The 22,988-nt window shown below is 70.4% G+C and carries 20 protein-coding genes and 2 pseudogenes; 9 read left to right on the top strand and 13 right to left on the bottom strand.

The window, feature by feature from the left end; genetic code table 11:
- The first annotated feature begins 104 nt into the window (after positions 1-104).
- From ACSHXN_RS45705 to ACSHXN_RS45685, 5 genes are all read left to right on the top strand, one after another.
- Complete coding sequence (locus ACSHXN_RS45705; protein ID WP_438306842.1) at positions 105-1,082, top strand: TauD/TfdA family dioxygenase; 978 nt, start codon at positions 105-107, stop codon at positions 1,080-1,082.
- A gap of 6 nt (positions 1,083-1,088) precedes the next feature.
- Entirely contained in the window at positions 1,089-1,697 is a 609-nt protein-coding gene (locus tag ACSHXN_RS45700) for a pyridoxamine 5'-phosphate oxidase family protein (protein ID WP_438306841.1), read from the top strand.
- Positions 1,697-2,962: a condensation domain-containing protein gene (locus tag ACSHXN_RS45695; protein WP_438306840.1), complete on the top strand. Its 1,266-nt coding sequence runs from the start codon at positions 1,697-1,699 to the stop codon at positions 2,960-2,962. The genes ACSHXN_RS45700 and ACSHXN_RS45695 overlap by 1 nt, the downstream gene beginning before the upstream one ends.
- Before the next feature lie 32 nt (positions 2,963-2,994).
- Positions 2,995-5,493, top strand: coding sequence for an ATP-grasp domain-containing protein (locus ACSHXN_RS45690; protein WP_438306839.1), 2,499 nt, complete (start codon positions 2,995-2,997; stop codon positions 5,491-5,493).
- A gap of 79 nt (positions 5,494-5,572) precedes the next feature.
- Positions 5,573-6,865, top strand: a complete 1,293-nt coding sequence (locus ACSHXN_RS45685) for an MFS transporter (protein WP_438306838.1) — start codon at positions 5,573-5,575, stop codon at positions 6,863-6,865.
- Between the two features lie 242 nt (positions 6,866-7,107).
- On the opposite strand, the gene ACSHXN_RS45680 is transcribed toward ACSHXN_RS45685, so the two are convergent.
- Positions 7,108-7,263: a hypothetical protein gene (locus tag ACSHXN_RS45680; protein WP_438306837.1), complete on the bottom strand. Its 156-nt coding sequence runs from the start codon at positions 7,261-7,263 to the stop codon at positions 7,108-7,110.
- A gap of 280 nt (positions 7,264-7,543) precedes the next feature.
- Between ACSHXN_RS45680 and ACSHXN_RS45675 the strand changes: the two genes are divergently transcribed.
- Entirely contained in the window at positions 7,544-8,752 is a 1,209-nt protein-coding gene (locus tag ACSHXN_RS45675) for an alanine--tRNA ligase-related protein (protein ID WP_438306836.1), read from the top strand.
- A 373-nt stretch (positions 8,753-9,125) separates the two neighbouring features.
- Here ACSHXN_RS45675 and ACSHXN_RS45670 read toward each other — a convergent pair whose 3' ends face one another.
- From ACSHXN_RS45670 to ACSHXN_RS45620, 11 genes and pseudogenes are all read right to left on the bottom strand, one after another.
- The gene (locus ACSHXN_RS45670) at positions 9,126-10,049 is read right to left on the bottom strand and encodes a GNAT family N-acetyltransferase (protein WP_438306835.1); all 924 of its coding nucleotides are present in this window, start codon (positions 10,047-10,049) and stop codon (positions 9,126-9,128) included.
- A gap of 114 nt (positions 10,050-10,163) precedes the next feature.
- Positions 10,164-11,318 carry an insulinase family protein gene (locus ACSHXN_RS45665; protein WP_438306834.1) on the bottom strand — a complete coding sequence of 385 codons (1,155 nt, stop codon included), beginning with the start codon at positions 11,316-11,318 and terminating at the stop codon, positions 10,164-10,166.
- Positions 11,315-12,442, bottom strand: a complete 1,128-nt coding sequence (locus ACSHXN_RS45660; protein WP_438306833.1) for an insulinase family protein — start codon at positions 12,440-12,442, stop codon at positions 11,315-11,317. The genes ACSHXN_RS45665 and ACSHXN_RS45660 overlap by 4 nt, the downstream gene beginning before the upstream one ends.
- On the bottom strand, positions 12,439-13,662 hold the full coding sequence (locus tag ACSHXN_RS45655) for an MFS transporter (RefSeq protein WP_438306832.1): 1,224 nt from the start codon (positions 13,660-13,662) through the stop codon (positions 12,439-12,441). The genes ACSHXN_RS45660 and ACSHXN_RS45655 overlap by 4 nt, the downstream gene beginning before the upstream one ends.
- On the bottom strand, positions 13,659-14,381 hold the full coding sequence (locus ACSHXN_RS45650; RefSeq protein ID WP_438306831.1) for a hypothetical protein: 723 nt from the start codon (positions 14,379-14,381) through the stop codon (positions 13,659-13,661). Before ACSHXN_RS45650 ends, ACSHXN_RS45655 begins: the two co-directional genes overlap by 4 nt.
- Positions 14,338-15,144, bottom strand: a complete 807-nt coding sequence (locus ACSHXN_RS45645) for a hypothetical protein (RefSeq protein WP_438306830.1) — start codon at positions 15,142-15,144, stop codon at positions 14,338-14,340. Before ACSHXN_RS45645 ends, ACSHXN_RS45650 begins: the two co-directional genes overlap by 44 nt.
- Positions 15,145-15,220: 76 nt before the next feature.
- Positions 15,221-15,355, bottom strand: a complete 135-nt coding sequence (locus ACSHXN_RS45640) for a hypothetical protein (RefSeq protein WP_438306829.1) — start codon at positions 15,353-15,355, stop codon at positions 15,221-15,223.
- A 270-nt stretch (positions 15,356-15,625) separates the two neighbouring features.
- The gene (locus ACSHXN_RS45635) at positions 15,626-16,552 is read right to left on the bottom strand and encodes a JmjC domain-containing protein (RefSeq protein ID WP_438306828.1); all 927 of its coding nucleotides are present in this window, start codon (positions 16,550-16,552) and stop codon (positions 15,626-15,628) included.
- A 258-nt stretch (positions 16,553-16,810) separates the two neighbouring features.
- Complete coding sequence (locus ACSHXN_RS45630; protein ID WP_438306829.1) at positions 16,811-16,945, bottom strand: hypothetical protein; 135 nt, start codon at positions 16,943-16,945, stop codon at positions 16,811-16,813.
- Positions 16,946-17,551: 606 nt separating this feature from the next.
- Positions 17,552-17,830: a hypothetical protein gene (locus ACSHXN_RS45625; RefSeq protein ID WP_438306827.1), complete on the bottom strand. Its 279-nt coding sequence runs from the start codon at positions 17,828-17,830 to the stop codon at positions 17,552-17,554.
- Positions 17,831-18,002: 172 nt separating this feature from the next.
- Positions 18,003-18,918 (bottom strand): annotated as a pseudogene (locus ACSHXN_RS45620) (transposase family protein).
- Positions 18,919-18,974: 56 nt separating this feature from the next.
- On the opposite strand from ACSHXN_RS45620, the pseudogene ACSHXN_RS45615 reads away from it, so the two are divergent.
- From ACSHXN_RS45615 to ACSHXN_RS45605, 3 genes and pseudogenes are all read left to right on the top strand, one after another.
- Positions 18,975-19,844: pseudogene (locus tag ACSHXN_RS45615) on the top strand (telomere-associated protein Tap); the annotation flags it as partial.
- A 10-nt stretch (positions 19,845-19,854) separates the two neighbouring features.
- A complete protein-coding gene (tpg, locus tag ACSHXN_RS45610) occupies positions 19,855-20,412 on the top strand; it encodes a telomere-protecting terminal protein Tpg (protein ID WP_438306826.1) in 558 nt (185 codons plus the stop codon).
- 265 nt (positions 20,413-20,677) lie between these two features.
- Positions 20,678-22,030, top strand: coding sequence for an AlbA family DNA-binding domain-containing protein (locus tag ACSHXN_RS45605; RefSeq protein WP_438306825.1), 1,353 nt, complete (start codon positions 20,678-20,680; stop codon positions 22,028-22,030).
- A 349-nt stretch (positions 22,031-22,379) separates the two neighbouring features.
- On the opposite strand, the gene ACSHXN_RS45600 is transcribed toward ACSHXN_RS45605, so the two are convergent.
- A complete protein-coding gene (locus ACSHXN_RS45600) occupies positions 22,380-22,904 on the bottom strand; it encodes a replication-relaxation family protein (RefSeq protein ID WP_438306824.1) in 525 nt (174 codons plus the stop codon).
- Between the last annotated feature and the right edge of the window lie 84 nt (positions 22,905-22,988).

The following is a 22,988-nucleotide window of genomic DNA, read 5'->3' as shown; positions in this document are numbered from 1 at the left end:
CTGTCAAGAATGTAGTCAAGGTAGTCACTTTGCTTGTCAATAAAGGCGGGCGTGTGCTCCAATGACGCCTGCCCGCCCTGACCGGCAGAGAGGAGAGCCCGCCCATGAGCACGGCAGCCGCGCCAGCCCAGTCCCGCACCCTGGAGGTGCCACCCGAGGCGTTCCAGGTCTTCACCTCAGAGGCGCAGCGGGAGGTGGCCGCCTATGTCGCCGAGCTCGGACAGCAGCATCCGCGGACCCGTGTCGACGCCGTGGAGATCGATCTCGCTCGTGTCCCGCGGTTCACCTCGGAGGTCGAGGCCGGCCGCCGCACCATCGACTCCACCGCTCACTTCGTGGTCTACGACCGGATCGAGGGCGTCGACTCGCTGTACGAGCGGGCTCTGTGCACCTGGGTCCTCGGACATGCGCTGGGTGCACCCATGGTGCAGAACACGGACGGCTGGCGGTTCGTCGAGGTCTACGACCGCGGGGCCCGGAAGACGATCGAGGAGGGAGCCCGCTACCACCAGACCAAGCAGGGCTCGTACATGCACAACGACGCCGTCAACGACGTCGACCCGATCGACTACCTGCTGCTGTCCTGCGGGCAGGACGCTCTCGTCGGCGGCGAGAGCGTCCTGGTCGACGCCGCTCCGGTGCACGACGTCCTGCGGGCCCACCCCGACGTACTGCGGATACTGACCCAGGACTTCTGGTTCGAGAAGCGTGGCATGTCGAGCGGCACCGAGCCGGAGTTCTTCCGCTCGCCGATCATCCGCTACACCGCGGCCGGTGAGCCACTGGTGCGCTACTTCCGCCCCTACATCGAGGTCGCCCACGAGAAGGTCGGCCAACCGGTCACAGCCGAACAGCGCGCCGCGCTCGACCTCTTCGACGCGGTCCTGGACCAGTCGGCGGTACAATACCGGGTCCGGCTGGAGCCCGGGCAGATCCTCGTCTCCGCCGACGACCGGTTCCTGCACACCCGCACCGCCTTCTGCGACGCCTTCACTCCGCGGGAGATCGACATGTGGACCGACCGGCCGCAGGACGTGAACCGGTACATGTTCCGCATGTGGTCGGCCAAGCGAGCCGCGTGATCCCGGATGGAGATCACCAGCGAGGCGGAACTACGTGACGTCATGGGGTCGGCCAACCCCGTCGTGTTCGACAAGGCCGCCACGGTCCTGGGCGAGTTCGAGCGACGCTGGCTGGAGAACGCGCCGTTCTGTCTGCTCGCCACCGCCGGAGCGGACGGCACCTGTGACGTGTCGCCCCGCGGTGACCCGCCCGGTTTCGCCCTCGTCCTCGACGACCGCACGCTCGCGCTGCCCGACCGGCCGGGCAACCGACGGCTGGACAGCTGGCGCAATGTCCTCGCCAACCCGCGTGTGGCGCTGATCTTCGTCGTCCCCGGGCGTGGCGACACACTGCGGATCAACGGCACAGGACGGCTGCTCCGCGACGCTCCCTACTTCGACCGCATGGCGGTCCGGGGCAAACGCCCGCCACTCGCGCTCGAAGTGAGCGTCGAGGAGACGTACTTCCACTGCGCCCGCTCCTTCCTGCGCGCGCGCCTCTGGGAACCGGCCACCTGGCAGCCCGAGCGCGTACCCTCCCGCGCGCACATCGCGCGCGCCACCGAGTGGCGGGGCCGCTCACTGGAGGAACTCCAGCGGCGCTACGGGCCGGACTACGAAAGGACGCTGTACTGATGACGCCCCCCGCACAGGGTGTCCGCCCCGCACCGGTCCGGCTCCCCGCTCCCCTCTCCTACGGTCAGCTCTCCGTCTGGCGGGACATCGAGGGACTGCCCGAGGAGCGTCGGCACGAGGCCAACACATGGGCACGCTGGCAGGTTCCCGGCGACACCGGCGTGCCCGAGGTCCGCCGGGCCCTGCGCGCGCTGGGCGCCCGCCACCCCTCCCTGCACACCGTCTACGACCTGACCGACCCGGACGCGCCCCGGCAGTCGGTACGGCCCGACCTCGTCGGCGACACGGAGACCACCGCTTCCGAGGCCGGCCCCGGCGAGGTCGACGAGGTGCTGGCCGGCCTCCTGGCCCGTCCGTTCAACCTGACCGGCGAACCCGGCTGGCGGGCACATCTGGTGACCACGGGGACCGGGACCGGACCGGTCCGTGAGGTGCTGCTCGTCAAGCACCACATGACGGCCGACGGCTGGTGCGACCGCGTACTGCGCGAGGACTTCCTTGCGCTGCTCGCCGGGGACCGCGCCGAGCCTCCCGCGGTGGGCCCGGCCGAACTCGCGGAATGGCAGCTCGCCCCCGGACGGGAGCGGTCCCGGGCCGCGGCCGTCGCGCACTGGCAGGACGTAATCGCCTCCGGCTCCTCCGGCTTCCCGGGCACCGACCCGTCCGGCAGGCCGGTCCTGCAGGCCACCGTCCGCTCGCACCGAGCCCTCCGCGGAGCCCAGGCCCTCGCGGAACGCAGCGGCACCGGACTGTCCGCCGTGGTGCTGGGCGCGTACACCCTGGCCGTCGCACGGGCCGCCGGCGAGGACGCCCCGGTGGTGCAGATGATGAGCGCCAACCGCTTCCACCCGCGCTGGCGCGACGTCGTCACGTCCATGAACCAGTGGACCGCGGCCCGTCACCCCGTGGTGGACGACCTCGACGAGCACATGCGCCGTACCCACCGTATGTCGATGTCCGCCTACCGGCACGGCATGGTCGATGTCGACCGGATCGCACGGATGCGGGCGCTCTCTCCCGGTCACGAGCCCACCTGCGCCTTCAACTTCCTCCGTCTCGACCACCCTTGCGGACCGGGGGACGCCGACGGCGCGCTCGTGTGGGAGGAGCCCTTCTCGACGATCGGCCACGGCTGCTATCTCCGCGCCGCCGACGAGGCCGGTGTCTCGCTCGCGCTGCGCCTGCGCACCAAAGGGATCCCACGGGACCTCGCCGCCCGGATCGTCACCGACGTGCACGGCCTGCTCGCCTCGGCCCAGCAGTGACTCCCACCCACGCCCCGCCCCATGGAGGGACCATGCCGCACCACTACCTCGTCATCCACCGGTGGACCGACCGCTATGCCGACTACGCCGCCTATCTCGACCACCGGGTGCACGACGTCACGTACGTGACGACCAGTCAGGGCGCCGCTTCCCTGCCCGCGGAGGCCGCCGCGGTGTCCCTCGTGTCCAGTACCGAGGACGGCAAGGAGGTCCGGACGGCCGTCTCGGCGCTCGTCGGGCGCTTCGGACGGCCTACGCGGATCGTGGCCCTGCACGAGGTCGACCTCGACATCGCCGCGGAGTTGCGCGGTGAACTCGGGATTCCCGGCGAACGCCTCGCCGAGCTCCGCCCGTTCCGCGACAAGCTGGCCATGAGCCGGCGGCTCGTCGAGGCGGGCGTGCCCACACCGGCCACGGAGCCGGCTCCGGACCACGCGGCGGTGCATGCCTTCGCCGACCGATACGGCTGGCCCGTGCTGGTCAAACCGGTGCGGGGTACGGCGAGTGCCGGGGTGACGCCCATCGACTCCCCCGAGCAACTGGCCGCCTACGACTTCCAGCCCGACGTGCCCATGCTGGTGCAGCCCTACCTGCCGCACGAGATACTGCACGTCGACGGCATAGCCACCGGAAGCGGCCTGGGCGCCTGGCGGGCCTCCCGTTACCTCAGTACCTGCCTCGACTACACCAGCGGCACGGCGCTGGGTTCGGTGGAACTGGACGACCCCGGACTCCTGCGGGTGATCGAGGAGTTCACCACCCGTGTCGTGACCGCCTTCTCCGAGCGGCCGTGGGTGTTCCACATCGAGCTGTTCCTCTCCAGCGCCGACGGCGTCCCCCGGCTGCAGGTACTGGAGGTCGGCGCCAGGCCCGGCGGCGCGGAAGTGCCGTTCGTCTGGCAGGAGGTGCACGGCGTCGACCTGATGGCCGCCGCGTTCGCCGTTCAGACCGGAAGGCCGCTGCCGCCCGAAGCCGTGGCCCCGCCGTCGGCCTCCGGTGCCGAGCGCGGCGGCTGGCTCCTGGTCCCGACCCCGGCCGCCCGGCCCTGCCGGGTGACCTCGGCGGGCGGACACCCCACGCCCGAGGAGGGCGGGCCCTACGCCGCTCGTGTGCCGGTGCCGGGTGAGACGCTGCCCGTGCTGGCCGGGTACGAGCATTCCGGCGCCCGCTTCCGGTTCCGCGGGGCGAGCACGTCCGAGGTGGAGGCGGCCGTCCGTCGTACGTCCGCCGCTTTCGACTACCGCTGCGCCTCGGTGGACCCGGCCGACCCCGACCTGCTGGTCCTGGTCGGCAACGGTGACCGTGCCTACCGTGAGTACGCCTTCGCCTCGCTCGCCGAGCACACACGCGTGCACCTGGTCAGCGAGTCCGCGCCGAGCTGGCAGGCGGCCTACACCACGGACCACAGCGTCGTCGAGCCCGGCGACGCCGACGCCCTGAGCGCGGCGGTCGCCGCGGCGGCCGCCTCCACCGGCGGCCGGGTCGGTGTCATGACCTGGAACGAGGTTCTCCTGGAGGCCACGGCACGGACCGCCGACCGACTCCGACTGCCGCACATGTCCCCCGCGGCCGCCCGTGCCTGCCGGGACAAGCTGACGACCCGCGGCCTCCTCCGGGCCGCAGGTCTGCCCGCCGTCCGCCACGCGCATGTGCACGACGTGGACGAGGCGCTGCGCGAGGCGACCGGCATCGGTTACCCCGTGGTGGTCAAACCCCGTTCGCTGGCGGGCAGTGTCGGCGTGGTCGTCGCCCACGACCGGGAGGAACTGCGAACCGCCTACGACGTCGCCGCGGGCGCCGCCTTCCCCGGTCTCGACCAGTTGGAGGGCGTGCTCCTGGAGGAGTACCTGGAGGGGCCGGAGATCAGCGTGGACTCCGTCGTCCGGGACGGTGCGGTCGAGCCGCTGAGCGTGGCGCGCAAACGGCTGGGCTTCCCGCCCTTCTTCGAGGAGGTCGGGCATCTGGTGGCTCCCTGGCGGCACGAGCCGTGGGCCGACGGAGTGATCGCCCTCGTCTCGGACGCGCACCGGGCCCTCGGCGTCACCACCGGGGTCACCCATGCCGAGGTGCGTCTCACCGCGGCCGGTCCCCGCCTGATCGAACTCAACGGGCGGCTCGGCGGCGACTTCATCCCCTATCTGGGCCATCTGGCCACCGGCGTCGAGCTGACCACCGTCGCCGCCGACGTCGCGCTCGGCCGGAGCCCTGACACCCGGGCGACCCGAGGCCGGTGTGCCGAGGTCCGCTTCCTGTACCCGGCGGTCGACAGTGTCGTGCGCTCGCTCGATCTGACGGCCGCGGCCCAGGTGCCGGGAGTGAGCCGGGCCGTGCGGCTGGCGGAGCCCGGCCGGCGGCTGCTGCTGCCGCCGAACGGCGCTGTGCCGCGTCTGGCCGCGCTCGTCGTGACCGGTGCGACCCCCGAGGAGTGCCGGCAGACGCTGGACCGGGCGGAGGCGCTGGTCCGCTACGAGGCGGAACCGTTGGCGACCGCCACAGGAGCCCACGCCCCGAAGGGCGGGAAGGCCGCCTGATGCCGTCGGCGAGCCTGATCCCCACACCCGCACCCGCACAGTCACAACTCAAGGGATGTACATGAGAAGGCAGGGTGGCATGACCACGACTTCGAGCACGGCCTCCGGCGGCAACAAGCCGGGCGGCTCCCGGTCCCGCTCTCTGCTCGCACGCCTGCTGAGTCCCTACGCCCTGCCTTCCCGCGACGGCCGGATCTTCGCCCTGACCGTGGCCGTGTTCAGCTTCGGCAGAGGGCTGTACCTCACCAGCGGCACCGTCTTCTTCGTGAAGGGTGTCGGTCTCAGCGCCACGCAGGTGGGCACCGGCCTCAGCATCGCCGGACTCATAGGTTTCCTGATGACCGTGCCGGTGGGGCGACTGGCGCACCGTTTCGGTGCTCTGGGCACCCTGCGCCTGCTGCACGCCTGGCGAGCGGTGTGGCTGACCGCGCTGGGTTTCTCGCACAGCCTGACCACGTTCACCCTGTGCGTGGCGATGCTGTCCGTGGCGGAGGTGCCCACCACTCCGATGACCCAGCTGGTCGTGAGTGCCATCGCCGGGGGCGCCGACCGTGTCCGTACGCTCGCCGTGATGCGGACCACGATCAACGCGGGCGTTTCCCTGGGCGCCCTGGCCGCGGCTCCGTTGCTCGTGGCAGACAGCACCTGGGCGTTCCGCTCGCTGCTGCTCGTCAACGCGGCGGCCTTCCTCTTCGCCGCCCTCCTGCTGGGGCTGCTGGACGTGGAGACCGGCGTCCCCGTGGCCAAGCGACCGATGTGGCGGGGTGACGCGTCCCCGGTGTGGCGCGACCGCCGTTACCTGGCGCTGACCGTGATCAACAGCGTGTTCTACCTGCACACCGTCATCCTCACGGTGGGTCTGCCGCTGTGGTTGCTTGAGGCCACCTCCGCTCCCCCGAGCCTGTTCAGCATCCTCATGATGCTGAACACGGCGCTGGCCATCGCGCTCCAGGTGCGCTTCGCCAAGACCGTCACCGGTTCCCGGGACGGCGCCCGGGCGCTGCGCAACGCCGGCTGGGCGCTCGCGGCACTGTGCCCGGTCCTCTACACGGCGTCCCTGACCGGAAGCGGTACGGCTGTGGCCCTGCTCGTCCTCGCGACGGTCCTGATCACCGCGGCCGAACTGTGGCAGGCGGCCGGCGGCTGGGAACTCTCCTATACCCATGCGCCCGAGGCCAGCCGACCTGATTACCTCTCGGTGTTCAGCCTCGGCAGCTCGGGGGTCGGCATCGTCGGTCCGGCCCTGGTGGCCCTGCTCATCGGCCATCGCGGATGGGGTCTGGCGGCCCTGGCCATCACGTTCGTCGCGGCGTCGGTGGCGATAACGATCACCGGCCGCCATCTGGAAAAGCCGGAGGCGGAAAATCGATAACGCGGTCGGCACATACCGTTGACATGAACGGAAATCGACCGGGGGCACGACCCCTCTCCGTGTCTCTCACAACCGTCAGGGCGGACAGGCCGACGGCCTGTCCGCCCTGACGGTTCAGCCTGAAGACGATCGATGCGGAACCGACCGCACAGCCGGAACGCCGTCACCCTTGTGCCCGCCGGGAAACCGCAGCGTTCTGGGCGGGCACCTCCAGCGTCGGGCCGGACGGGCGGCGCGCGCGGTCAGCAGCACATCGGCAGGTCGCCGTTTTTCGGCTCCCCGTCCGCGAGAACGACCCGCACGAACCCGTCGCCGGCGACCGGCACTCTGCCCGCCGAAGTGGTCACTCCGGCCAGCAGGGCGACGGCCGTCAAAAGGAGAGCAAGGGCAGCACGCATGGCAAAACCTTTCCCGCGTCATTACTTTTCATCGGCGAATCCGACACGGAAATCGTGACAGAACTTGACAGTCTTAGTCAACAATTGATGACAGGATCGATATGTCCAATGCAAGGCGTTATGACGGTTCGATATCCCCGTCCTTGCACCCTTTCATCCCCACTCATGCAGTGTTCAATTTTCCAGACTTCAACGTTAATACTGACTGCCACATTGCAGTCAATACGGGACAATCGGTAGGTGGTGAGGTGTGAAACAATCGCCAATGGACATTGGGCATGTGTCAGACGCCCTGGCTGCCCAGGGGTACCGCAGGCAACCTCCTACCCCCTCGGAGCCCGCCCGGGTCGGCCTGTTCCCCTGTCACCTCGACCCGGCGTGGAGCGAGCCGCTCACGGCGTCGTTGCGGTACTCGTACGGCGGCGCCCACACCCTGCGCTGGTCGATCGGAACGCGTTCACTGCACGCCGTGCCGACCGTACGGGCCACGGCTCAACGGGTACTGAGCGCCGCCTGGACGGGGCACCGTCCGCTCCACGTCTCCCTGCGCGGGGTCACCCGGGCCGTCGCCGGCACCGGCCTGCGGGAGAGCGAGCTGGCCTTCGTCGTCCGGGCGAGTCCAGCCGTCTCCGACGACGTCCGTGGGGCGCTGGACCGCCTCGGCGTGGAGGCGCAGCGGATCGGGTCCGACCGGCAGTTCGCCTCGGCGGGGCGGACGACCATGGGGAACGGCCCGGACCTGAGCCTGGAGTTTCCCGTCGGGCTCCCCTGCGGCTCACTGTGCGGGCCGGGCTGCCGTTGCGGCCGTTACCTCGTCCTCGCCCAGTTCCACTGCATGACCTCGTACCGGACAAGCCCCCTGCTGAGGACCGAGGTGTTCGAGAGCGGCCTCCAGTGCGCTCTTGAGGACACCCGGGAGCACTTCGGGGTCCGGCGCTTCGCCGAACTGGTGGAAGCCGTCCGTGCGGTGCTACGGGCACACGGCACTCGGACGGCACAGGCCCAGCGCGTCCGTCTGCTCGTCGACCGGACGTTCACCGCGGCTCTGCTGCTCGGATCGGGTTTCATGCCGGGGCCCCGGGGACGCGCGCACGTGGTGCGCAGTCTGCTGCGCCAGGCGGAGACGGAACTGGTACTGAGCGGCGTGCCGCTGGACCGGATCGAAGGGCTGGTCGTCGCGGCGGACAGGACCGTGCGGGCCGGACTGGGTCTGCCCGCGCTCACGGACGACACGCTGGGGGCCGTGCACCAGGAGCACGAGCGTTTCGCACGTGTGCTGGCCGGAGCACCGGCTCTGCTGACCAGCGCGGTAACACGCTTTCATCAGCCGTCCGATCGGGCCCGCGCCCTGCTGCGGCTGCGCAACACGCACGGTGTCCCGCTGGCCGTGGCGACGGCCTGGTGCCGGGAACATGACGTCGCCGTGTCCGTGCACCACGTGGCCCGGCTCGACTGGAACCACAAGGCGGGTGTCACGCACGCTTCCTGACGGCTCGGCGGGAGCCGGACCTCTCCGGGGGCCGGCCCGCGAACCGCCGGGCAGGCCGGTCGGAGGCAGCCCACCGCGCACGACAACGGCGGGTGGGAGCGCGTGACAAGGAAGGGTCCCGTCCGGCGCCTGCTGGACGCCCTCAGACGACAGAGCCCGGCCCCACCACCCGGAGGGGCGGGCCACGCGAGGGATCATGCTCCGGGGACGGTTCCCGCCATCGACGCGGCCGGTTCCCGGTCGTCGAGTGGGGTCGGGCGTCCGTCCTGCGCGCCGGGCGGCCTCGGGGGCAAGGCTTCTCCCGCCGCATCGCGGACGGGCCTCGCGTCGCGGCGGGAGAGGAGCCGAATCCGTCACACGGCAGGCCGTCCGGTCAGCGGACGACCCCGGCCGATGGCGCCTCAGCCTGGCCGATTGTCGCGACGGGACCCACGTCGATGCCCCGTGCCCAGGTCTTCACGAGCAGGACGGCACGCTGGAGGAGATGCGCCGGCGTTTCGGCGGACAGCGGTGTGCACGACAGGACGGCACCGGGGGCACCGAGCCGTAGCCGGACCTCACCCAGCGGCGCGCCGGTCGTCGCGTCCAGGACGAGCACGCACGCCTGCTCGCCGAGGAGCCACCAGACCGGTGCTCGCGAGCAGTGGTGCTCAGGGAGCAGCGCGCGGTCGCCGGGCCCGACCGGGCGCACGCGCACCACACCGTCGGTGAGCGTGCCGTCCGGCAGGGCCGGCAGCGGCCGGGAGAAGGGCAGGTCGGCGTCGTCCGGCAGCCGGGACCACAGGAGGGCGTCGTGCCGTTCGGCGCCCGCGCCGGGGACGACCTGCCGCAGATCCCCCTCTGCGTGAAAGCCCGCCGCCAGGGCGACCCGCTGGCTGGCGAGGTTCTCCCACTGGATCACCATCTCGATGCGCCGCAGCCCCTGCGCGAAACAGAGCTCGGTCAGGGCACGCGCGGTCGCCGTCGCGGTGCCACGGCCCCGGAAGGCCGGGCACACCCAGAATCCCAGCTCGGCGGACAAGCGCGACGCGTTGACGATCATGATCGTTCCCGCGACCAGTTCGCCCGTGGTGGGATCACCGACGGCGTGTACCACCCGATCGCTCTCGGGCCCGAACCTGGTGGGCACCGCCTCGATCCAGGCCCGGCACTGCTCGACGGTGATCTCCTGCGGGCTGCCCTGCTGGAAGCGCCGGGTCTCCGGGTCGTTCAGCCCCGCGGCCATGCCAGCCGCGTCCTGGTCGCGGTACTGCCGCAGCCGGACGCCGTGTGCCTCGAACTCGTGAGGAAATTCCATCGCTGTCTCCCAGGGGCCTGGTGTGTTGTGTTCTCCGTGGGTGTCGCTCCGGCCGCGCGGGACGCGGGGAGCGGATGTCCTGCCGAAGGGCTCGCCCGAACCCGCGGGCGGGTCTCACGAGTCGCCGAGGGCGTATCGGCCGACGCGATCCGGGACACCCTCGGTGATCTGCCACAGGGAGACCTCCTCGGCGCAGGACGGGCCGCCGGGGAAGACGAATCGGGCGGCCGAGTCGTCGGCCCGCCCCGCCGGGGTGACGGACTGCTGCTCGCGGGCGACGGCGGCCCTCGTCCGCAGCCGCCGCAACGGCTCCCGCAGCAGCTCCGCGCGGTCCTCGTGCTCCAGGGCCGCGAGGCGCCGCCCGAGCGTGGCGGCGGCCTCCGCTCCCCGCCAGACCACGACGTCGACCTGCTGAGCACGCCCGGCGATCCGCACCCGCCCAACCGGCGGCAGAGCGGTTGCCGTCCCCAGCGCCAGGACCGGCCCGCCGGGGTCCAGCAGCGCGTCGAGCTCCGACTGCGCCGCCGACCGGGGACGGCGCAGGGTCACGGCGACCAGGCCGTCCAGCTCGGGCAGCCGCAGACCGCCGGGACCGGCGCCCGCCGGGCCGGTCGCCAAGGGGCCGGTCGCCGAGGGGCCAGTGACGCGGCCGGCCCGGCAGCGGTCGAGGTCCGCCGCCACGGCGGACAGGATCTCCGGCGGACCCGCCACGAACAGGCGCGCGTTCGCGGGTGTGTATCCCCGGCGTACGGCATCGGCCACGTCCTCGGCACCGATCCGCGCCACGGAGGCCGTGGACGTACGCCCGATCGCGTCGAGGCCGGACTCGGTCGCGGCGGCGGCTGCGAGCATCGGACCGAGCCGCAGCATCGGCTGGTGGTCCATGCGCCGGGTCTCGATGGTGACGGCTCGACGTTCGCCCTCGAAGACCTCGGGGCCGTACCGGTGCTGCCGTCCCTCGGCGATGTCGAGCAGGCGGCGCAGCACAGGCCCGGGATTCGCGGGGTCGCCCGCCGCCCGGTAGACGGTGCGATCGATCTCCGTCACGGCGAAGACCGGCACACCGGGGTCCTGGGAGCCAGGATCGGACAGGACCATGAGGTGCTCGGCGAAGTGGGCGACGCCCTCGTTCCCGGGCGCGTCGTCACGCGAGCCGTAGCCCACCACGAGGACGGCGGCGAACGAGCGCGCCCAGGGCAGTACTTCCACCTCGGCCCGCAGGCCCGAAGCGCCGACCAGGGTGACCGAGTCGGCCGTCGCGGTCGTCATGATCCCGCGACCTCCTCGTACGCGCGTTCCACGTCGGCTCGATGCTCCTCTCCGAGCGGCCCGACGACGGCAACAGCCGGCCGGACCGGGATGAACTCCAGACCGGGCAGCTCCGGGACGTCCGCCATCCAGGACAGCAGGTCGGTGGGCCCGGGCCTGCCGTGGACCCGGCCGCGTTCCGCGTCGACCTCGGCGTACGGATCGTCGCACGCGCCGAGCAGCAGGGACCGGGCCCGCAGATGAGCGACGGCCGTCTCCCGCCGATCCACTCCGTCGGCGAGTCGCCGGACGGTGGCGGTGAGCACCCGGACCGCGTCGGCCGCGTGCTCCGCCGGGACGGTGGCGGTGGCACCGATCGACACCGGGCCGGGCCGGTGCCAGCGCTGGACGGTGAACCCGTACGCGAGATGGTGACAGTGGCGTACTGCACGGTGCAGACGGGCGTCGGGGCCGTTGCCCAGCACCTCGGTCATCAGCTCAAGCACGGCGGGCGGCGTGTCCCGCAGCGCGAGCCGGACGCCGACCTGGGCGTCGGCGGCGGGCCGGGTCATGAGGTCCAGGCCGCCACGCCAGGGTGGTGCCGAGTCGCTCACCACGCGTGCCCTGTCCGTGTCCTGAGCCTCGCCCATCCCGTACACCGTGGCTCTGGGCAGCAGGTCTTCGGCGGCCTCGGCCAGATCGGCCGCCGACACCGCCGCGATCGTCTCGGCCGACCCGAGCCCCGCATGGACGGGTGTGCCCACGGCGGCGTGTTCGAGCATCGGACGGATCAGGGTGAGCGGGGTCGCTCCGGCGCCGCGGAGCGCGGTGGCCTGACGTCGGCGCAGCTTGTCCAGCAACCTGTCTCCCGCCGCTCCTTCGGGCAGCGCCGTACGCCGCGCCTCGTCCAGGACGCATCGCAGTTCGTCCGGGCGCCGCGACCAGAACGCGAAGGACGAGGCCCGCTCGTCGAGCCGGTGCCGTGAGCGCCAGCCGGCGGCCGCGGCGCGAACCGGCAGCCCGCCGCAGGCCGGTTCGCCGAGGACGGCGGCGAGCAGGGCGGCGAGTCCGGCCTTTCCCAGCGGGTCGTCGCGGTGGCCCGCCGGGATCTCGATCATCACCGCGCCGCCCGGACGGCCGGTCATCGCGCACCGACCTGGACAGCGGCCTCGGAGCCGGGGGCCGGAGCGACGCTCGCCCGGAACGCCCGCCAGGCCCACGGCGTCGCGGTCACCGTCGCGAGTAGACCGCCGACAATCAGGATTGCCGGCGGCGAGACCCAGTGCGTGAGCAGCGCCGCGAGGGCCACGCCGGTCACCTGCCACAGCGCCCTCGACGTGCGCCGGACCGCGGTCACCCGACCGCGCAGGCCGGGCTCGGGGCGGCGCTGGCAGTGCATCGTCGGCCCGATGATGACCAGGTACGACTGGACACCGAGGATCAGTCCGGCGATGACGGCGAGAACGGCGGGGCCGGAGCCCCCGGTCAGGAGCGCCACGACGAGCATGAGCGGCGCGGTCGTCGCCACCGACAGCAGGAACAGACCCGCGGGCGACACGTCGCGCCGGGTCCTGGCGAGCACGGTGGTCATCACCAGACTGCCCAGGCCGGAGCCCACGCCGAGCAGACCTGCGCGGCCGCTGCCGCCGGCGCCGATCCGCATCAGGACGAGTTGCGTCGCCGCGCCGCAGAACAGCATCCAGGTCGCCTCCGACGCGATCGTCGTCCGCAGGACCGTGTCGGTGAGCACCGCCTTGAGGCCGGCGCGCATCTGGCCCGGCCCGCCTCCTCGCTGCGGGCCGGTCGTCGGTCGCGGGCTCCGCCCGGACGGCTGGAAGCACATGGCGGCGGCACCGATCAGGTAGGTCAGTGCGTTGACCCAGATCACCGCGGTGATCGAGCCGTGCGCCAGCATGGTCGTCCCGATCAACGGACCGACGGTGATCGCGACGCCGGCGGAAGCGTTGAGCAGGGAATTGGCGGCCAGCAGCCGGTCGTCCGGCACCAGGTCCGGCAGGAGACTCATGAAGGCCGGCACGCCGAGCGCGCCGAGCGCCTGCAGCACCACCAGGTGGGCGTAGACCGAGCCGATCCGGTGCGCGTCGGTCGTCAGCGCCATTGAGGCGGCCACCGCGAACGCGGCGAGATCGACGGCGATGACGACACGGCGCCGGTCGAAGCGGTCGGCGACCACTCCGGCGAACGGAGTGCACACCAGTTGCGGAAGGTAGAAGACGGCGAATGTCGCGAGACCCGCGACCGGCGAGCCGGTGACGCTCTGGACCCAGAGCGGGAGCGCGAGGAACTGGATGTACTCGCCGAGCAGGGAGAGCGAGCGTCCCAGCCAGATCAGACGGAACGTCATGACGCTGCCTCCGCCAGGGGGGTCCTCGCACGCTGCGACTTGGACGTGAGGTCCCTCGGTACGCCGAGGCGGTCGTCCAGCTCGCCGGCGATCCGGGCGAGGTCGGCCAACGCGTCCGGGCCGGAGTCGTTGACCTCAATCTCCAGGCAGGAGTACCGCGTCCGCTCGGCCTTCGGCACGGTGGGATCACCGAAGTGGACGTCGTCCATGCTGCAGAAGATCTCGGTACCGCCGGGTGTGACGCCGTGGCGCTTGAAACGCCTCTGCACCGCGACGCCGGACGGGCGGAGCGGCCCGGCGAGCAGACCGAGTCCGTGCAGGTGTCCGACGGGCAGGGTCGCGGTGTCCTGGAGCCGGGTGTCGACCTCGTCGCGTGGCACGCGCTGACGCATCTCCAGGGCATCGCGCCAGCCCCGTTGGTGCAGGGACTGCTTGAAGGAGAGCACGGCCGTGCTGGTGGGGCTGCCGCTATTGACCACCACGCTGAGGGTGTGTCCGGCGGCCGCCAGACTGCCCTCGGCGTCGTCGAAGTACAGCACCGACTCCAGGTAGTCCTGCGTGCCGCCCGCAGGTGCGATGAGCCCGTCGAACGTCCTGACGGCGAAGGACTCCGGATCGGCGAAGCACGAAGCCGGGATCTGCCACTTGCACTCGTGCTCGGTGCCGATGTGGACGTCAGTGGACAGAACTGCCAGCCGGCTCGCGGTGAGCTGACTCATCATCATTCCCTTTCGGGGAGGGCGGACGGCCTGATTCCGGCATAACGAACACATCCACGTCGGCGGGGTCATCGAGCTCGAAGGCGGAACCCGCCGCGCGGCGGAGTTCCACCGCGCACGGCGCGGGTGGCCGGAAGTGCCCGGAGCGCAGGTTGGCGACGACGGCCAGACTGGCCTCCGTACCGACCAGTATCATCTCGCCGGCCGCTCGCACCCGAAGCCGGTCGGGGACAAGCATGGGATGTACGACCCGGTCCGGATCGACGGGCCGTCCTGGGGCCCAACCGAACATCAGGTCCGCCAGGCGGCACGCCTCCGGCCAGAGCAGCAGGGAACCGTCGTCGTCCACGGCGTAGAGATAGGAAGCGCCGGGTTCGATCACAGACATCGCCTGAGCACGGTGGCGGATGCGTACGGCAGTGCGGGCACGGAGTTCGAGAGCACGTCGGTACTGCCGCTCGAAGTGCGCGCGGTCGTATTCGATGACCACCGGGTCGGTGGCGACCGTGCGGTGGAATGTCCGGGCCGGTTCTCGGGCCCCGCCGGCGTGGAAGCGGGTCTGGATGATATCGACCAGTTCCCCGACCCGGCCGCGGAGAACAGTGGAGGCGCGGTCACGGGTCAGCAGTGTCCGGAGGGAGATCAATTCTTCGTAGTACAGGAAGGTCACTGCCTGTGAATCCGACCCATATTTCGCGGTGACTGCTTCGCGTGTCTGCGCAAAGCGGGTCAGTACCGGTTCCGGGTCCGACAGATTTCCCATCCGGACTGCCTCCTTGGGAGTAATGGCTGACGCCGGATTCCGGCCGGTCGGTCCGGCCGGAATCCGGCTTCAGAGATCAGATGCCGTAGTCGGAGAAGGTGGCCTGCTCCATGGCGAGGGCCTCGGTGCCGTACTCCGTGGCGTCCAGCTCCTGCAGGGTGGCGACAACCTCGTCGACGCGGAGCAGCTCGACAGCGGTGTTCTTGTCCATGACACTCTCACTTTCGTAATGTGGGTTGTTCCGACACAGATGAGAATGCCGGGACACCTATGACAACTCCGTGAGAAAAAGCGCCCGTTCAAGGATTTGCGGTTCTTCATTCCGGTCCGGTGGCACTGCTCTTCGTCGTGGACGGCCTCGGGGCCGTCACGAGACCGGCCTCGGGCGGGAACGCCGCGAGCCCCGGCGGCGACATGCCGACCGGGGCTACGGGTGGGACACACGGGGCCGGGTCGCCGGCCAGGCGTCAGCGGGACGGTCTTACGGCTTCGGATGCTCCAGCCGTTCGCCGAATCCGACCAGGGACGCGGCCGGATCGGCGTCGTTGAGGTGCTGATCCCGCTGCAGCGCACGCGCGTGGCGGACCACGTCATGCGGTTCCAGCGTCGCCAGCTGTTTGTTCGCGGCTTCGAGCAGGGTGGCCGCGGAGTCCAGCAGAGCGGACTCGTCGAGGGGAAGAGCGGGCAGCTGGACCTTGTCGAGAAGCAGTTTCGGTACGGACCGCACCAGATCGACCGCGCCTATCTCCCGGATCGTCAGGGACAGATGGGCGGACAGGCCCTGGTCACCCACCGCGGAATGGGCGTAGCCACGCGGGATGTAGAGCACCTGCCCCGTGGACACGGTGGCGTCCAGCAGCACGGCGCCCGGATCTCCCGCGACCCCACCGGCCCGCCAATGGTGGCCGGTCGGGCCGCTCCGTACCGTCCACTTCTTGCTGCCGGCCACCTGCAGGAGGAGCACGTCCGCGTCGTCCCGGTGGACGGGGAGTCCTTGGCTTCCCGGCGGTGTGACGAAGAAGAAGGCCTCCACCCGCCGGTCCACCTCGTCCGCGAGCCGAGCCACAAGCTCGGCCGTGGGGCGGTGCCACTGCTCCGTGTTCCGCAGGAGAAGGGTCGTTCCCGCCTCCATGAGGCCGAGTATCGCCTCACTGTCGGCGAATCCGAAGGCCGACTTGGAGTGCACCTCGCGCGCCTGCGTGTATTCCTTGACCGCGATGTCCTTGCCCGCCCGGCACATCTCGACATGGGGTGACCTGAGCATTCCGCCCGCCAGCGCGGTGTCGATGTCCGCAAGGGTCATGGGCGTCGGCGGCGCGGTGTCGAACACCACGGGTTCTCGCCGCCAGTGCGTGGACATGAATTCCTCGACGTCACCCACCCAGCGGTGCATCTCCGTCACCTTCATGGACTTTTCCCTCTTCGTGAGTCAGCACCTGCCCGACTTCTCAGAGGTGAGTCTTGGCTCGGCGCGGGGTCGGGCGTTTCCCGCACCGGCTCTCGTCGTGCGAAACCATGCCGCGTGAGCCGGCCCGGGCCGCCCTGGATATGGGACGGGCCCCCTTCCTCGCCCCATCGCGTGATCACCACGACGCGGGGCGAGGAACGGAGCCGACTTCCCTACTACGGCCCGTGAACCGGCCGACCGGGGGTCCTTACCGGCAGATCAGATGCCGTAGTCGGAGAAGGTGGCCTGCTCCATGGCGAGGGCCTCGGTGCCGTACTCCGTGGCGTCCAGCTCCTGCAGGGTGGCGACAACCTCGTCGACGCGGAGCAGCTCGACAGCGGTGTTCTTGTCCATGACACTCTCACTTTCGTGATGTGGGTTGTTCCGACACAGATGAGAATGCCGGGATACCTATGACAACTCCGTGAGAAAAAGCGCCCGTTCAAGGGTTTCCGTTCGGGGAGCGGCATCGCACCGCCGCCGTCGGCGTTCGAGGCCGGGATCTCGCCCAATTCGCAGCGGGTCAGGGGCCTGATCGCGGGCGACGCTGGGTGCTCCAGTGCAAGCACCGCCGCAACGGTGCCCGGGGCTCGGCGGTGGGCACACCGGCCGGGGGCATCGGCGATCCACTCACCGACCGCCAGCGGCGAGGTCGCTCCGGCCAGCACCGCGCAAGCGGTGAGTGCGAGCACGACGGCCAGACGGTGGCGCACCCCGCGCGGATCACGCGGGTCCGCACCTCGGCCAGCCGCTCCAGCAGGCCCGGAACCTCCTCGGTTCCGACCTGCGGATTCTCGCGCAGTTGGTCAAGGGCAGGCGGGATCAGAGATGATGCGTCGGCAGGCACGGTCTTCCACTTGGATCACGGGGCGTAGAGAACTCCATGATCTTGGAAGCCGTGCCTGTCACGTTCCGAGAGCCGCCGAGCCGGCAGTTCGCCACGAACCGGGCATCACGCGACTACGCCGAAGCCCTGCCCTGATGCTGGACAAAGGTCACAGGGCCCGGTGTGCTGTACTCGTCATCGAATTCGTCGTAGTCGCCGTCCACGACGTAGACCTCGGTCGTCCCGTCGTCCCAATCGTCCAGATAGCTCGCCATGGCGGCCATGAAGTCCGTGGATCTGATCGAGGGCAGCTCCGACGCATGGAGGGTGAAGCCTCCATCGCGGTACCGCCTCACCGTGTCCCCGAAGATCAGTGTCTCGTTCCGCCTGTCGAAGCGGATGGTCCTCTGCAACTGACTGGACTTCAGAAGGTCACAAGGTCGAAATGTCCCTTCTGGCGCGTTGCTCATCCGACTCCGCGGAACGAGTACGCCGAGAGTGCCACCAACTCCGGATGGTGTGAATTACTAACGAGTTGGTGCGTGATAGCGGGTGAGGTGTGTCTGGCCTGGTCGTTGCCTGTTGTCAGGCGGTGACGGTGCGGTCGCAGACGAGGCCGGCGATGGCGCGGTAGGTGTCGGGCAGGCGGTCGCGTCGGTGGGTCCAGCGGGCTAGTTGCTTCCAGCGTTTGTGGTCAGCCAGGGCGTGTTCGACCGTGATGCGGTCGGACGAGTGCCCGTGACGGTCCCGTTCCCACTGCGCGAGGCGCCCAGGCAGTGCTCCGGGTCGCGGCTTTCTCGGCGGGGTGATGGCCTGGCCGGGGTAGTCGCGGCTCAGGCCGAGATAGCCGTCGTCCAGGAGGACCTCCACCTCGGGGAAGTGCTGGAAGCAGATGGCGATTCCCTCGTTGCGGGCGGCTGTGGCGTCATGCATGCGCCCAGGCCGTAGGGCATCGGTCCATAACGTGCGGCCACGCCAGTCCGCGATCACGGTGGCCTTCATCGTGTTCTGCTTCTTCTTTCCGGAGACGAACGCCCGCCGTCCGCCGCGGCCGGCCGGTGGCCTGCGGACCTGGATCTCGGTGGCGTCCAGGCGCAGCTCGACGCCTTCGGCCTGGGCGTAGGCGAACACATCCGCCAGTGTCCGAAGACGCAGGCCAGGACTGTCCGGGACCGCGCATCCGCGTTCGGCCAGGAGCGTGCGTACCTCTCCGATCGCGCGGGTGACGGTGGAGCGGTCGACGCCGAACAGCAGTCCCAGCACCGAGTGCGGCAGGTCGTGCCGCAAATGGATCAGCGTGGCCACCACACGGTCGACGAACACCAGCTCATGCCTGGCACCGGCACCCGCCGCCCCCCCTCCTGGCCCCGCCGCGCGCAGCGTGCCGGCGACCTTCGACCATGGCCTGCCACGGTATGGCCAACTCCTGAACGAGGCAGCTCAGATGGCGTCGCGAGAGCCCCGTAAACAGCCGATGCGCAAGGACCGTCCGCTTGACCATGATCGCCACGCGATGATCACGCCATCCACCAGCGCAGACACCTCACCCGCTATCACGCACCAACTCGTAAGAACCCCGTCTTCGATCCGAAACTGCCCGGCTCCTGGCTGGTCGACCTCAGTCACGTCGACCTGTCCCGCGTGAAGCTCGCCAAGGACAAGTGGGTGGACCTGGACGGCACCCTGCTGCCCAGCCCGTTCACACCGAAGGGCGAGCACCCGACAGGGCCGGCCTGGTATGCGACGCCGACCGTGGCGTACGCGGTGGAGCTCGGCTACGACGTCCGCCCGGTCGAGGCGTACGTCCGCAACGACAACGGCCGCTATCTGGACGGCTGGTACAACCGGCTGCGCGATGCCTACCTCGTCACGATGGCCGACCTCGGCGTGCACGCAGACATGCCACCGGAGGTGTTCCTGAAGGCGATGGACGGCTACCGGCTGCGTGACCCGCAGCTGGCAGTCGTGGTGTCCGCGATCAAGGCGACTGTGAAGGGCGGCATCGGCAAGCTGCGCGAGCGCCCGCGCGGGGAGGGTTGGAAGCCCGGGCAGCCCTGGCGGGCCCTTGCCCGGCCCACCTGGCGCCCGGACATCCGCGCCGCCGTCATCTCCCGCACCCGCATCAACATGCACCGCAAGATCGTCAAGCACGCCGCCTTCACCGGCCAGTACCCGGTCGCGGTCCTGTCGGACTGCGCCGTCTACGCGTCCGACGGACCGTCGCCGCTGGACTTCCTGCCCTACCGGGACGGCAAGCCGCTGCCGGGCGGCTTCAAGCTCGGGGTGAACCCGGGCCTGGTGAAGTGGGAGGGCACCCAGAGCGTGCTGTGGGGCGAGGGCGTACGCGAGCGGTTCAACGCCCCGGACCTCAACCTTGCCCGGTACATCAAGGACGGCGCCGTCACCGACCAGGACACGGGGGAGTAGGTAGAGCGCGATGAGCTTGTTCGGCAACGGCCTCGACGCCGCGGTGCAGAAGGCGTTCACCCGCGCGGTGCCCAAGAGTGCGCCCGCGCAGATGCGCTACCTGGTCAAGCAGCTCAAGGGTACCAAGGCGGTCGCCCAGATGCTGCGCATCTCCCAGCGCACCGTCGAGCGGTACGTCAAAGACCAGATCAAAAAACCTCGTCCAGACCTCGCCGCTCGCCTGGAGAACGAGGTGAAGAAGCGTTGGCAGCCACAGATCCGGGCCGAGGCGCGGCAGAAGGCGGCGACCACCGACGGCATCGTCATCGACACCCGCGCTCGGATCGGCTACACCGCGCCGATCGGCACGACGGACGAGGACCGCCTCCGGCACCTGACCGTCGCCCTGCCGCCCCGCTACGCCGCCCGTCTCTTCGACGCCCAGGAGCAGGGCGCCAGCGACCAGCAGCTCCAGCAGATCGCCGCCGAAGCACTCAAGGACGTCTACTTCCAGGACAACGGCCGCCGCGCCGGCCAGCTGGAGGAGGTCCGCCTCACCGACATCGAGCACCTGGAGTTCGATCTCTGACCCGGCTGCGGCGATGAACGCCGCGACCTCCGGCTGCATTTGACGTGCGCCCTGGGCGGCGCGGCGTCCCGGGGTAATGGGCGGGATGCGCTCACCGGTGTTGCGCGTCGGTGGGCCACTGCCCAGCAGGTTGCGCGGCGCGCCGGACGGCTGTCGAGCGGAGGGTATTCGGTTGGTCGGCTGCGGCTTGCGCACTAGATTTCTTCACACGAATGGCGAGGTCGAGCCGGTTTCGCCTTCGCACGTGGGCAAGGGGACACGCGGCATGAACGCTCGAAGCATCGATCTCGACACCCTCCGCCGCGACCTGGGGACCAGTGAGCAGGATGCGTACGTCCGGGCGATGGCAGTGCGGGCAGACACCGGATGGGGGCTCCATCACTGCTGGGCGCTCATCGGGGCCGAGCCGCCCCAGTGGTCGGAAACCCTATGGCAATACCAGGATCATGCTTTCGTTGCGTGTCGTGTGCCCGCGGCGGTGCTGGCGGTCCTGTGCTCACCGGAAGCGGGCTCGGCTCTCGCTCTCGGGCCTCTTACCGTATCGGTTCCTGCAGCGACTGGCCCCGCATACAAAAACCGGCACCCCAGCTACGCCCGGCATGAACGTGCTCCGCTGCCGGTCCCGGCAGTGGACGTCACGATCGCGCCGGCAGACCGAGGCTCGCGTAACGTGACGCAGACGATCCTGGTGGGCGAGGGCGTTCCGTCATTCCCGGAACCCAACAGCGCTTGGCGCGCCTTCTTCGAGGGCGACTACTCGCTCATCGGCGCGCAGGGCCCGCCCGACGACCTGGCCCGGCTGCGTTTCGCCGAGGGCGGCGCCTGGCTCGGCCGAGTGCACGTGACTCCGACGCAACTGGTCGTCGCCGTGGAAGGCAGCAGTGCGAACGGTGCGGAACTCGAACTGTTCGGGGAGTCCGAGCGCAGCAGCCGCCGGCTTGAAGCGCCGGGCGAGGTCACCTTCCCGCTCGCGCACGGCCTGCCTGCACACGCGTGGCTGTGGCTGAAGCGAGACACCACGTGGCTCGACTATCGCTCGATCGATCCCGGGTCCGGCTGGACAGGCGATCTGGACCGGGCAGGGGTGGAGATCGAGATGCCAGTCGAGCCGCAGGCCCACATCGAGGCCCTCATTGCTTCCGGCGAGGGACCCTGTGTCGAATTCAAGGAGTGCCTCCCGACCAAGCAGAGCCGGCGGACCCTGAAGACCGTCGTGGCATTCGCCAACGGGGACGGCGGAACCATGGTCTTCGGGATCAACCGTGATGAGGTCACGGTCACCGGCGTGACCGAGGACAATCCGCCCACCAAGCTGCGCGACCACCTGGTCGACCTGGTACGGGGCACCGTGATTCCGATGCCCCATGTGGAGGCCCGGGACTACAGGATCGACGACAAACTGATCCTGGTCCTTGAGGTATCACCGGGCATGCACCCGCCCTACGGGCTGTCCACACCCGACACACGCGACAAGCCCGAGTACTTTGTCCGCCGCGGCGCGAGCACCTTCCCCGCACAGCCGAACGACCTGAACGAAGCCGTTCTCAGCAGGAGACACATCGAGGGCGACACCTCCAGCGGGTTCACACGCTTTCGGCCAGCCCGGACCGGCGCGTGACGGCGGCGGAGGCTGCGGCAGGCCCCAGCCCCGCATTAACGCGGACCGGTGGCGATCTCGGCTTCAGCCAGATGCCTCTGCTACGTCCGGTTCTCATCGACCAACTCCCTCACCTCGCCCGGCGCTTCGCGCTGTCAGAGGGCACGGTTGGACGCGGACGAGGCGGCACGTTCCCCTATGTGCAACTTTGGTGCCCTTGGCTTCCACACCTGGCGCGGAGAAATCGGAGAGCAGACGCGGTCCCTGGATGCTCAGGGGCGGGTACATGCTGGCCGGGTGGCCGACTACTTCGCTACGGAGAGTCTGCGGGCGAAGGACAGACCCGTGCCGCGTCTGCGGCGGCCGCACGTCAGGTCTGCCGATGCCCGGACTCCGTCCAGCGCACTCGCCGGCCGGGGTCGTGGGCGGGCCGCCACACGGGTGCGGAGGGACTGTGCTGGAGCAGGTCGGCCAGCGGCGCCGCGAGGACGGGGACGTCGTGCAGGAAGCGGGACGGCGCCAGCAGTCCGGCACCGGCGCGTAGGGCGCGGATCCGGTTCTCGACACCGGCCGGGCCGGTGCCGTCCAGGACGAACAGGACGCGGGGGAAGAGCGGGTAGCGCCGCTGCCACTCCTCCAACGCCGGTTCCTGGACGGTCGGCCGGCGCCCCGGGGCCACGGGCACGTAGCGGTGAAGGCGTTCGTATGCGGTCAGTTTGGCGGCGAGGCGTTCGGGGCCCATGGTGGCCCAGTCGACTTCCACGAACGCCCGCAGCATCGACCCGTTGTCGCCGCCGTCGGGGCCGGTTCGGTAGTACAGGAGCGCGTCGGGGATGACGGCTCGCCGCTCCCGATCGGGTGGTGGACCTCGGGGATCCAGTCCAGCGGCTGGCACACGTCGCCGCGGCGGCGGGCGTCCTCGAGGAAGGCGAGCGCGGTCTCGGTCACGGTCAGCGTGTGGCCGGCCTTCAGCCGCACG

This window comes from Streptomyces sp. HUAS TT11 (assembly GCF_051553595.1).
In the GTDB taxonomy this organism is placed as follows: domain Bacteria; phylum Actinomycetota; class Actinomycetes; order Streptomycetales; family Streptomycetaceae; genus Streptomyces.
This window is presented reverse-complemented; position numbering and strand designations above follow the sequence as displayed.

What these genes read in the sequence shown, in the direction of transcription:
- ACSHXN_RS45690 (WP_438306839.1), top strand. Translation starts at nt 2,995, where the DNA reads ATGCCGCACCACTACCTCGTCATCCACCGGTGGACCGACCGCTATGCC.
- ACSHXN_RS45605 (WP_438306825.1), top strand. Translation starts at nt 20,678, where the DNA reads ATGAACGCTCGAAGCATCGATCTCGACACCCTCCGCCGCGACCTGGGG.
- ACSHXN_RS45650 (WP_438306831.1), bottom strand. Translation starts at nt 14,381, where the DNA reads ATGAGTCAGCTCACCGCGAGCCGGCTGGCAGTTCTGTCCACTGACGTC.
- ACSHXN_RS45670 (WP_438306835.1), bottom strand. Translation starts at nt 10,049, where the DNA reads ATGGAATTTCCTCACGAGTTCGAGGCACACGGCGTCCGGCTGCGGCAG.
- ACSHXN_RS45630 (WP_438306829.1), bottom strand. Translation starts at nt 16,945, where the DNA reads ATGGACAAGAACACCGCTGTCGAGCTGCTCCGCGTCGACGAGGTTGTC.
- tpg (WP_438306826.1), top strand. Translation starts at nt 19,855, where the DNA reads ATGAGCTTGTTCGGCAACGGCCTCGACGCCGCGGTGCAGAAGGCGTTC.
- ACSHXN_RS45655 (WP_438306832.1), bottom strand. Translation starts at nt 13,662, where the DNA reads ATGACGTTCCGTCTGATCTGGCTGGGACGCTCGCTCTCCCTGCTCGGC.
- ACSHXN_RS45680 (WP_438306837.1), bottom strand. Translation starts at nt 7,263, where the DNA reads ATGCGTGCTGCCCTTGCTCTCCTTTTGACGGCCGTCGCCCTGCTGGCC.
- ACSHXN_RS45665 (WP_438306834.1), bottom strand. Translation starts at nt 11,318, where the DNA reads ATGACGACCGCGACGGCCGACTCGGTCACCCTGGTCGGCGCTTCGGGC.
- ACSHXN_RS45640 (WP_438306829.1), bottom strand. Translation starts at nt 15,355, where the DNA reads ATGGACAAGAACACCGCTGTCGAGCTGCTCCGCGTCGACGAGGTTGTC.
- ACSHXN_RS45685 (WP_438306838.1), top strand. Translation starts at nt 5,573, where the DNA reads ATGACCACGACTTCGAGCACGGCCTCCGGCGGCAACAAGCCGGGCGGC.
- ACSHXN_RS45705 (WP_438306842.1), top strand. Translation starts at nt 105, where the DNA reads ATGAGCACGGCAGCCGCGCCAGCCCAGTCCCGCACCCTGGAGGTGCCA.
- ACSHXN_RS45700 (WP_438306841.1), top strand. Translation starts at nt 1,089, where the DNA reads ATGGAGATCACCAGCGAGGCGGAACTACGTGACGTCATGGGGTCGGCC.
- ACSHXN_RS45660 (WP_438306833.1), bottom strand. Translation starts at nt 12,442, where the DNA reads ATGACCGGCCGTCCGGGCGGCGCGGTGATGATCGAGATCCCGGCGGGC.
- ACSHXN_RS45635 (WP_438306828.1), bottom strand. Translation starts at nt 16,552, where the DNA reads ATGAAGGTGACGGAGATGCACCGCTGGGTGGGTGACGTCGAGGAATTC.
- ACSHXN_RS45645 (WP_438306830.1), bottom strand. Translation starts at nt 15,144, where the DNA reads ATGGGAAATCTGTCGGACCCGGAACCGGTACTGACCCGCTTTGCGCAG.
- ACSHXN_RS45695 (WP_438306840.1), top strand. Translation starts at nt 1,697, where the DNA reads ATGACGCCCCCCGCACAGGGTGTCCGCCCCGCACCGGTCCGGCTCCCC.